Source organism: uncultured Dietzia sp., from assembly GCF_937873725.1.
In the GTDB taxonomy this organism is placed as follows: domain Bacteria; phylum Actinomycetota; class Actinomycetes; order Mycobacteriales; family Mycobacteriaceae; genus Dietzia.
Genome location: NZ_CALMYY010000022.1, coordinates 1 through 8,270 on the forward strand (window position 1 = coordinate 1; position 8,270 = coordinate 8,270).

The 8,270-nt window shown below is 71.5% G+C and carries 9 protein-coding genes; 4 read left to right on the forward strand and 5 right to left on the reverse strand.

Annotation, left to right across the window (positions count from 1 at the left end):
- Window positions 1–1,955: maltose alpha-D-glucosyltransferase (gene treS / locus Q0444_RS01435; RefSeq protein WP_299020812.1), on the reverse strand; the 1,955-nt coding region annotated here is incomplete at its 3' end.
- Window positions 1,956–1,989: 34 nt separating this feature from the next.
- Here treS and Q0444_RS01440 point away from each other — a divergent pair.
- From Q0444_RS01440 to Q0444_RS01450, 3 genes are read left to right on the forward strand one after another with little or no spacing between them, the layout of a single operon-like run.
- Window positions 1,990–2,262, forward strand: a complete 273-nt coding sequence (locus tag Q0444_RS01440; RefSeq protein ID WP_291085980.1) for a hypothetical protein — start codon at window positions 1,990–1,992, stop codon at window positions 2,260–2,262.
- Window positions 2,259–2,609 (forward strand): hypothetical protein, encoded by a 351-nt coding sequence (locus tag Q0444_RS01445; RefSeq protein WP_291085977.1) that lies wholly within the window; start codon window positions 2,259–2,261, stop codon window positions 2,607–2,609. Before Q0444_RS01440 ends, Q0444_RS01445 begins: the two co-directional genes overlap by 4 nt.
- 10 nt (window positions 2,610–2,619) lie before the next feature.
- Window positions 2,620–3,663 carry an LLM class F420-dependent oxidoreductase gene (locus Q0444_RS01450; RefSeq protein ID WP_291085974.1) on the forward strand — a complete coding sequence of 348 codons (1,044 nt, stop codon included), beginning with the start codon at window positions 2,620–2,622 and terminating at the stop codon, window positions 3,661–3,663.
- A gap of 13 nt (window positions 3,664–3,676) precedes the next feature.
- Here the strand turns inward: Q0444_RS01450 and Q0444_RS01455 are convergent, their stop codons facing one another.
- The 3 genes from Q0444_RS01455 to kstD form a co-directional block, all read right to left on the reverse strand.
- The gene (locus Q0444_RS01455; RefSeq protein ID WP_291085971.1) at window positions 3,677–3,907 is read right to left on the reverse strand and encodes a hypothetical protein; all 231 of its coding nucleotides are present in this window, start codon (window positions 3,905–3,907) and stop codon (window positions 3,677–3,679) included.
- A 72-nt stretch (window positions 3,908–3,979) separates the two neighbouring features.
- Window positions 3,980–4,840, reverse strand: a complete 861-nt coding sequence (locus tag Q0444_RS01460; protein WP_291085968.1) for a MaoC/PaaZ C-terminal domain-containing protein — start codon at window positions 4,838–4,840, stop codon at window positions 3,980–3,982.
- Between the two features lies 1 nt (window position 4,841).
- Entirely contained in the window at window positions 4,842–6,557 is a 1,716-nt protein-coding gene (gene kstD, locus Q0444_RS01465) for a 3-oxosteroid 1-dehydrogenase (protein ID WP_291085965.1), read from the reverse strand.
- A gap of 51 nt (window positions 6,558–6,608) precedes the next feature.
- Between kstD and Q0444_RS01470 the strand changes: the two genes are divergently transcribed.
- Entirely contained in the window at window positions 6,609–7,394 is a 786-nt protein-coding gene (locus tag Q0444_RS01470; RefSeq protein WP_299020816.1) for a 2-keto-4-pentenoate hydratase, read from the forward strand.
- Here the strand turns inward: Q0444_RS01470 and Q0444_RS01475 are convergent.
- Window positions 7,391–8,152: an IclR family transcriptional regulator gene (locus tag Q0444_RS01475; RefSeq protein ID WP_291085962.1), complete on the reverse strand. Its 762-nt coding sequence runs from the start codon at window positions 8,150–8,152 to the stop codon at window positions 7,391–7,393. The two genes, Q0444_RS01470 and Q0444_RS01475, sit on opposite strands and share 4 nt — an antisense overlap.
- Window positions 8,153–8,270 lie beyond the last annotated feature (118 nt).

Genomic DNA, 8,270 nt, shown 5'->3' on the forward strand with positions numbered 1-8,270 from the left:
GTAGGGGATGGCGGCGTGGCGGGCGTCGATGCGGGCCTGGGCTTCGGCGAGGCGGGCGGGGAAGAGGGGGACGCGGGCGGGGGGGGTGTTGGCGCTCCGGCGCCCCCCATTGTTGCGGCCGGCGGGGGGGAGGGGGGTCGGGGCAGCATCGTCGGGGGCGGGGAGGCCCGTGATTCGGGGGCCTCGTCGGGGGGGCGCAGTTCGAGCCAGTAGAAGCCATACCCGGGCAGGGTCAGCTGGTAGGGGTCCGCGTCGATGTCGGGGAAGGGCACCCCGCCGGTGAGCTCGACGGGCCGACGGCCGGCGTGCTCCGCCAGGTCCAGGCGCACGGCCTGCGGGAACCGGGAGAGGTTGTTGACGCAGAGGATCACGTCGCCGCCGCGCGTGCGGAGGAAGGCCAGGATCGACGGGTTGGACCCGCCGAGGTCGGTGAACTCGCCCCGGCCGAACGCGGGATGGTCCTTGCGGACGTGGATCATCCGCCGGGTCCAGTGGAGCAGGCTCGCGGTGGAGTTGAGCTGCGCCTCCACGTTGACGGCCTGGTAGCCGTACTGCGGGTCCATGATCACCGGGAGGTAGAGGCGGCCCGGGTCGGCGCGGGAGAAGCCGGCGTTGCGGTCGGGGCTCCACTGCATGGGGGTCCGGACGCCGTCGCGGTCGCCCAGCCAGATGTTGTCGCCCATGCCGATCTCGTCGCCGTAGTACAGCATCGGCGAGCCCGGCAGGCTCAGCAGCAGCGCGGTGAACAGCTCCAACTGGTTGGTGTCGCCGTCGAGCAGGGGGGCCAGGCGGCGGCGGATGCCGATGTTGGCCTTCATCCGCGGATCCTTGGCGTACTCCGCGTACATGTAGTCGCGTTCCTCGTCGGTCACCATCTCGAGCGTCAGCTCGTCGTGGTTGCGCAGGAAGATCGCCCACTGCGCCGAGGACGGGATGGCGGGGGTGTGGGCCAGGATCTCGGTGACGGGGAAGCGGGACTGCCGTCGCACGGCCATGAAGATCCGCGGCATCAGCGGGAAGTGGAACGCCATGTGGCACTCGTCGCCCACTTCGGGCTCGCCGTAGTAGTCCACCACGTCCTCGGGCCACTGGTTGGCCTCGGCCAGCAGCACGCGCCCGGGGTACTCCTGCTCGACCACCGCGCGGCACCTGCGCAGGAACTCGTGCGTCTCGGGCAGGTTCTCGCAGTTGGTGCCGTCGCGTTCGAACAGATACGGCACGGCGTCCAGGCGGAAGCCGTCGATCCCCAGGTCCAGCCAGAACCGGAGGACGTCGATCATCGCCTCCTGGACCTCGGGGTTGTCGTAGTTGAGGTCGGGCTGGTGGGAGAAGAAGCGGTGCCAGTAGAACTGGCCGCGCCCCGGGTCGTAGGTCCAGTTGGAGGACTCGGTGTCCACAAAGATGATGCGGGCCCCGGGGTAGCGGGTGTCGTCGTCGGACCACACGTAGAAGTCGCCGTACGGGCCGTCCGGGTCGGAGCGGGACTCGGTGAACCACGCGTGGGTGTCCGAGGTGTGGTTCATGACCAGGTCGGTGATGACGCGGATCCCGCGCCGGTGGGCCTGGTCGAGGAACTCCACGAAGTCCTCGACGGTGCCGAACTCCGGCAGCACCGCCCGGAAGTCGCGGATGTCGTAGCCGCCGTCGCGCAGCGGCGAATCGTAGAACGGGGGCAGCCACAGGCAGTCGACGCCCAGCCACTGGAGGTAGTCGAGCTTCTCGGTGAGTCCCCGCAGGTCGCCGGTCCCGTTGCCGTCGGAATCGTTGAACGCCCGGACCAGGACCTCGTAGAAGACGGCCGATTTGTACCACTCGCGGTCCACCTCGAGCTCGGCCGCGTGACGGTAGCTGTCGGCGCTGGGTTCCACCACGTGGCCGTCGTCGGTCAGCTCGGGTTCGGCCGGCCGGGGGCCGGGGGGATGCGGTTCGGACTTCTGGCGCGACGTCGGGGCCATGGCCGCGAGCCTACGGCCCCGTACCATCCGGTGCATGGGGAAATTCGACCCGGCCGCGCGGGTGCGCGGCCTCGCCCTCGCGTTCCAGGACCGGCACGGCCGCCGCGCCCGGGCGCTGGCGGCGCGGTTGGAGGAATACGACGACGACGAGCTGGTCATCCGCCCGTGGGAGTTCCGGCTTCCCCGGGTGGTGATCCTGGCCGCGGCCCGGGCCAGGGGCCTCGAGCCCGTCGGGGGCGTGGAGGCGCTGGTCGGGGTCGGGCCGTGGACGGAGCCGATGCGGTTCACCCGGGCGGCGGACCGGTGAGCCCCGGCTGGGTGCTGCTGCTGGTGGCGCTGCTGCCCGCGGCCCTGTGGCCGGTGGCGCTCGCGGCGGTGGCGGCGCGTCGGGCGCTGCGCCGCCGGGGTGACGTCCGGGTGCGCCGCCTGCGGCTGGCCCGGATGCTGGGGACCGCCGACCTCGTCGCTGTCCCCACCTCGGACGTCGACCTGCCCGAGCCCACGGTCCTGGCCGTGGCCGCGGACGCCGGGTTCCGATTCCTGGGGTACGAGCGGGGCGACACCCTGCTGCGGCGGCGGGTCGGCGTGTTTGTCCGCGTGGGGGGAGAGGTCGACGCGGTGACCCGCGGAATCCGGGTGCCGGCCCCCCGGTAGTGTCGCGCACATGCGCATCGGAATGGCTCTGAACTACAGCGGCGGGTTCGCCGAGACGGCGGCGGAGGCCGCGGACCTCGAGCGGGCGGGGCTGGACATCGCCTTTGTCCCCGAGGCCTACTCCTTCGACGCCGTGAGCCAGCTCGGGTTCCTCGCGGCCAAGACCACGCGCATGGAGCTGGCCTCCGGCATCCTGCAGATCTACACGCGCACGCCCACGCTCACCGCCATGACGGCGGCGGGCCTGGACTACGTGTCCGACGGGCGCTTCACCCTGGGCCTCGGGGCCTCCGGGCCGCAGGTGGTCGAGGGCTTCCACGGCGTGAAGTACGACGCGCCGCTGGCCCGGACCCGCGAGATCATCGAGATCTGCCGTCAGGTGTGGCGCCGCGAGAAGGTCGTGCACAACGGTGCCAAGTACCAGATCCCGCTGCCCGCGGACCAGGGCACGGGCCTGGGCAAGCCGCTCAAGCTCATCAACCAGCCGGTGCGGGAGAACATCCCGATCGTGCTGGCCGCGCTGGGGCCCAAGAACGTGGAGCTGGCGGCCGAGGTCGCCGACGGCTGGCAGCCGATCTTCTTCCACCCGGAGAAGGCCGGCCTCGCCTGGGGCGACGCGCTGGCCAAGGGCCGCGCCAAGCGGGACCCGTCGCTCGGGGAGCTCGAGGTGTACGCGGGCCCGCCGCTGGCCATCTGCGAGGAGCACGAGGTCCCCGGCTACCTGGACTTCGTCCGCCCGCACCTGGCCCTCTACATCGGTGGCATGGGCGCGCGCGGCAAGAACTTCTACAACGAGCTCGCCTGCCGGTACGGCTACGAGGCCGAGGCCGCGCGCATCCAGGACCTGTACCTGGACGGGAAGAAGGACGAGGCCGCCGCGGCCGTACCCGACGAGCTGGTCCGCTCGGTCTCGCTCATCGGGCCCGCGTCCTACGTGGCCGAGCGGGTCGAGGCGTTCCGCGAGGCCGGGGCCACCACGCTCACCGTGACGCCGATGGCCCTCGACGCCGACGGCCGCATCCGGCTGGTGGAGCAGTTCCGCGACCTCTGCTGACCCGGGCGGCGGATCAGCTGTCGTCGCCGCCCTCGTCGCCCTCATCGCCGCCGTCGTCGCCCTGGTCCCCGGACCCCTCGTCCCCGGACCCCTCGTCCTGCTGGAGCGACGTGCCCGGCGAGTCGGTGGACGGGTCGCCCTCCTCCTCCGAACCGCCGCCGACGAGGTTGCAGCCGGTCAATGCGAGTGCGGCGGAGGCGGCCAGGGCGAGGAGGGTCAGACGCGGACGCGTGGGGGTGGTCATTCCTCCATGGTGCGGCGCGGGGCGCGCCGGGGGGGCGGGAATCGCCGACTTCCCGCTCACCGGGCGTGCCCGTCAGGCGAGCGAGACCACCACGTTCTTGAGCACGGGCGCGTCGTCGCGCTCGGCGACCGTGGCCGCCACGAGCAGCCGGGAGTCGTCCTCCCACACGCGGATCCGCATGGTCTCGCCCGGGAAGAAGATCCCGCCGAAGGTCACGCCGTAGCCGTGGACGCGGGTGACGTCGCCGCCCAGCACCGTGTCGACCACCGCACGCAGCACCAGCCCGTACGAGCACAGCCCGTGGAGGATCGGACGCGGGAAGCCCGCGGCCTCGGCGAACGCGGGATCGGAGTGCAGCGGGTTGCGGTCACCGCACAGGCGGTAGAGCAGTGCCTGCTGCGGCAAGGACGCGACCTCGATGGTGTGGTCGGGCTCCCGCTCGGGGTACTCGACCTTCTCGGAGGTGCCGCGTTCGCCGCCGAAGCCGCCCTCGTCGCGGGCGAAGATGCCGGACCGGGAGGTCCACAGCTTCTCGCCGTCGGCGGACACGGTCTCGGACTCCTGGATGATCACCGCGGCGGAGCCCTTGTCCTGGATCTCGGCGATCGTCGTCGTCGTCGTCGCGGTTCCGTCGGCCGGGATCGGCCGGTGCAGGCGCACGGACTGGCTGCCGTGCACCACCTTGGCCAGGTCGATCTCCACGCCGGGGAAGGACACCCGCGGCGCCTCGGTGACGTTCATCGTGGCCGCGACGGTCGCGAACGACGGCAGCACCTTGGGCGCGGCGTCGTGGACGTACTCGAGACCCTTCGTGTCCATCGGGTCGCCCGCGGCACCCACGGCGAGCGCGTACAGCGCCACGTCGGAGGCGGACCAGGAGAACTCCTGCGGGGGCAGCTGCGCGCCGAGGGCCTTGCTCAGATCGATGGGCACGTCAGACTCCTGACTTCGGGGTGGTCGCGTCGTTGGCCAGCATGTTCTCCACGGCGAGGTAGCCGAAGACCAGGGCCGGGCCGATGGTGGCGCCGGGCCCGGCGTAGGTGTGACCCATGACCGGGGAGGAGGCGTTGCCGGCGGCGTAGAGGCCGTCGATGACGGAGCCGTCCTCGCGGAGGACGCGGCCGTGGACGTCGGTGTTCGCGCCGCCCTTGGTGCCGAGGTCGCCCGGGACCATCTTGACTGCGTAGAACGGCGCCTTGGCGACCGGGCCGAGGCTCGGGTTGGGCTTGTTGGTGGGGTCGCCGTAGTAGTGGTCGTAGCCGGAGACGCCGCGGTTGAAATCCTCGTCGCGGCCCGTGGCGGCGAAGCCGTTGAAGCGGGCGGCGGTCTTCTCGAGCGCCTCGGCCGGCACGTCGATCAGCGCGGCGAGCTCGGCGAGGGTGTCCGCCTTGTGGAAGTTCTCGGTCTCGAGCCACTTGCGCGGCAGCGGCTGCTTGGCCTGCAGGCCTGCGAAGAGGTACCGGTTCTTGTACTCCTGGTCGAACACGATCCAGGCCGGCACGTTCTCGCCCTCGCCCTCGCCCTGCCCGAACTCGCCGCCGTACATCCTGTGGCCGGCCTCGACGTAGGGCAGCGACTCGTTCATGAACCGCTCGCCCTTCTGGTTGACCATGAAGGAGCAGGGGAGCGACCGCTCGGCCAGCGCGAACCAGGGGCCGCGCGGCATGAGGATCGTCGGACCCCACCAGGCGTCCTCCATGAAGGACAGGGCGGCCCCGGCCTTCTCCATGTACTCGATGCCCTCGCCGGTGTTGCCCTTGGCGCCCACGGTCCACGAGGTGGGGATGGGCTGACGCTGGTACTTGTCGCGCATCTCCTGGTTGTGCTCGAACCCGCCGGATCCCATGACCACGCCGCGCCGGGCACGGAGGGTCATCTCCTCGCCGTTCCGGGTGACGGTGATGCCCACCACCCGCTCGTCCCGGCCGGAGCCCTCCGTGACCAGTCCGGTCATGGGGGTCTCGAGCCAGACCGGCACGCCGGCGTCGAGCAGTCCCTTGCGCATGGCGGCGATGAGCGCCCGGCCCATGCCCACCGAGTTCTGCTTGCGGGCCTTGGCGAGGAACATGCGGGCGGCGACCCGGATCGACCTGCGGACGCCCTTGGTGTGCGGACGCTGGAGGAGGTTGAGCCAGCGGTAGTCGGACTGCATGACCACCATGTTCACCGGCGCCTTGGCGTACGGCGGCTCGAGCTTCTCGGCCTCGGACCCGAGCTGGCGCAGGTCGAACGGCTTGGGTTCGACGGAGCGTCCCCCGAGGCGGCCGCCGGGGGCCTCCGGGTAGTAGTCGGAGTAGTCCACGACCCACTCCAGCCTGAGGGGCGTGTTGGCCAGGATGAAGTCGAGGACCTCGGGCCCGCGGTCGATATAGGTGTCGATCCGCTCGGGCGCGACCACGTCCCCGATGATCGACATGAGGTAGGTGCGGGCCGCCTCGGGGGTGTCGAGCACCCCGTCCCTCTGGAGCACCGAGTTGCCCGGGATCCACACGCCTCCGCCGGACCGGGCGGTGGAGCCGCCGTAGTGCGGGGCCTTCTCCACGAGGACCACGCTGAGGCCCTTCTTCGCTGCTGCGAGGGCGGCCGTCATGCCTGCTCCACCGCTACCGACGACGACGACGTCGAATTCCTGGTCTGCCATGTAGAACACGTTATAGAACCGAGGGTCGTCACGCCAGACGGCCCAGGTAGCATCCTCGTCATGCTCAACGATGAGACCCGCGCCACGCTCGCCCGGCGGCTCTGGGATGCCGAGGCGGACGTCGCGCCCATCGCGCCGCTGACCGCCGACCACCCCGAGATGACCCCGGACGACGCCTTTGAGATCCAGCTCGTCAACATCCGGCGCAAGCTCGACGCCGGGGCCGTGGTGACCGGCCACAAGGTGGGGCTGGCCTCCAAGGCGATGCAGGAGATGATGGGCGTCGACGAGCCCGACTACGGGCACCTCCTCGACACCATGGAGTACCCGGAGGGCTCGCCGGTCGAGGCCGCGCGCTTCTGCTTCCCGCGGGTCGAGGTGGAGGTGGGCTTCATCCTGGGCGCCGACATCCCGCCTGAGGGCTGCTCGCAGGAGGAGGCGGCCGCCGCGATCGAGTGGGTGGTGCCGTCGATCGAGCTCATCGATTCGCGGATCAGGGACTGGAAGATCACGCTCCCCGACACAATCGCCGACAACGCGTCGTCGTGCGGCTACGTCGTGGGTCGCAACCGCGTGCGGCTGGCGGACATCGACGTCGCCGCGATCGACGCGACCCTTTACAAGAACGACGAGTTCCTGGCCTCGGGCCGCTCCGACGCCGTGTTGGGTAACCCGCTCAACTCCGTCGGCTGGCTCGCGGCGACGGTCGCCAAGTTCGGCGTCCGGCTCCGGAAGGGCGACGTGATCCTGCCCGGCACCGCGATCCGCGCCATGGATGCCGCGCCCGGGGACACCTTCCGGGCCGAGTTCGCGGGTCTGGGCGACGTGACGATGGAGTTCTCCTAGCGGTCACCGCCCAGCGCGCGTCCGGCGGCCGCCGCGATCCGGGTGACCAGCGGTTCCAGGCGGGCGAGCGCGCCCTCCTCCGCCGCGCTCGCGGACAGCGCGGCGACCGCCCGCGTGCCGCCCGCGCCCTGCTCGTCGTCGTCGAACACCGGCGCCGCCACGCAGAACAGCCCCGGCGTGAGCTCGGCCCGGTCCAGGGCGCGCCGCCGCCGCCGGATCTCGGCGAGCTCCACGGCCAGTGCGTCGGCCGAGGTGAGCGTGGTGTCCGTCCACGCCACCAGGGGGCCCCGCGCGACGCGGTCGGCGGCCTGGTCGTCAAAGGCGAGCATCGCCTTGCCCACCCCCGTGCAGTAGGCCGGCAGTCCGCCGCCGATCCGCGACGGTGACGGTATCGGGCGCGGCCCGTGCAGCTTGTTGAGGTACACCACCTCGTCGCCGTGCAGCGTGGCCAGGTGCACCGTCGCGCGCGTGGCCTCGAAGAGGTGCGCGAGGAACGGCGTGAGCACTCTCCGGATCCGCTCGTACTCCGGAGAGGTCGGGATCGGGTCGAGTTCGTGGACGAGCGGACCGAGCCTGTAGCGCTGGCCGATCCGCGTGACGGCGTCGTTGCGTTCCAGCGCGCCGAGCAGGCGCAGCGTCGTGGACTTGGCCAGGCCGGTCTCGCGCGCGATCTCGCTCAGCGTGAGCCCCGTGCCGGCCGCGGTCGCACGAAGGACGTCGAAGGCTCGGTCGACGGGGGACGCGGGGGGCTCTGCCATGCCGGGAGTCTAGCGGGGAGGGCGGCGGAAGCGGGGGCGCTATTCGAACTCTTGCGCTACCGTCGGGGTGGCGGTAGACTCGTACACACATTCGAGACAGGTGACGCGCGGGAGGGGG

Excerpts from the sequence above, each read along its gene's own strand:
- Q0444_RS01440 (WP_291085980.1), top strand. The coding sequence starts at position 1,990 with ATGGGGAAATTCGACCCGGCCGCGCGGGTGCGCGGCCTCGCCCTCGCG.
- Q0444_RS01450 (WP_291085974.1), top strand. The coding sequence starts at position 2,620 with ATGCGCATCGGAATGGCTCTGAACTACAGCGGCGGGTTCGCCGAGACG.
- Q0444_RS01455 (WP_291085971.1), bottom strand. The coding sequence starts at position 3,907 with ATGACCACCCCCACGCGTCCGCGTCTGACCCTCCTCGCCCTGGCCGCC.
- Q0444_RS01470 (WP_299020816.1), top strand. The coding sequence starts at position 6,609 with ATGCTCAACGATGAGACCCGCGCCACGCTCGCCCGGCGGCTCTGGGAT.
- Q0444_RS01475 (WP_291085962.1), bottom strand. The coding sequence starts at position 8,152 with ATGGCAGAGCCCCCCGCGTCCCCCGTCGACCGAGCCTTCGACGTCCTT.